We start from the raw sequence: 905 nt of genomic DNA, 5'->3' as shown, positions 1-905 counted from the left end.
GCCGACTCCAGCGCGCCGGTGCGCCTCGGCGTCGATCCAGCCGAAGGCTTCGACCTCGGAGCGCGGATCCGGGTGGTGGGAGAGTCTTCGGTGACCGATGCGGGGGAGCATTCGGCGCTGGTCGTCTTCGCGAGTGACGCGGAGGTCATCTCACCCGCGTCCGGTGCCTTCGGAGTCGCGGCAGCTCTCAAGAGCGCGTTCGTCGAACGGTCGCTGCGCCTGCCGGAGCCAGGATCCGGCCTTCTACCCGGCCTCGCGGTCGGCGACACCCGTGCGGTGACGCCTGCTTTGAACGAAGACATGCGCATCAGCGGCCTCAGCCACCTCACCGCCGTCAGCGGTGCGAACTGCGCGATCGTCGTCGGTGCACTCTTCTGGCTCGCGGCAGTGTGCGGCGGCGGGCGAGGGATGCGCGTCGGGCTCTCCCTCGCAGGGCTTGCCGGATTCGTCGTCCTGGTCACTCCTGAGCCGAGCGTGATCCGGGCAGGCGTGATGGCGGCTGTGGGCATGCTCACGGTGCTCCTGGGCAGGCCGAGCGCCGGCGCCGGCATGCTGTCCCTGTGCGCGACCGGGATTCTGCTGGCGGATCCATGGCTGGCGGCGACACCCGGGTTCGCTCTGTCGGTGGTCGCCTCCGGCGCGTTGATCCTCCTCGCTCCACCGCTAGCGCGGGGCATGAGCCGGGGCATGCCCCATCCCGTCGCCCTGGCCGTCGCTGTGCCGCTGGCGGCACAGCTCGCGTGCGGGCCGATCATCGCACTGTTCGCGCCGCAGCAGTCTCTGATCGGCGTCGCCGCGAACCTGATCGCCGCTCCGGCGGCTCCGTTGGCGACAGTGATCGGGCTCCTCGCCTGCGTCGCGGCGCCCCTGCCGGCGCTCGCTGATCTGCTCGCGTCCTCGGCGTG

General features: G+C 71.4%; 1 protein-coding gene. It reads left to right on the top strand.

The features are described from left to right. Nucleotides 1-75: 75 nt before the first annotated feature. Nucleotides 76-905, top strand: an 830-nt coding sequence (locus KZA10_RS16280) for a ComEC/Rec2 family competence protein (protein WP_308289701.1), incomplete at its 3' end; no start/stop codon positions are given.

It is taken from the genome of Microbacterium sp. BF1, from assembly GCF_019279095.1.
Classification (GTDB): domain Bacteria; phylum Actinomycetota; class Actinomycetes; order Actinomycetales; family Microbacteriaceae; genus Microbacterium; species Microbacterium maritypicum.
This window is presented reverse-complemented; position numbering and strand designations above follow the sequence as displayed.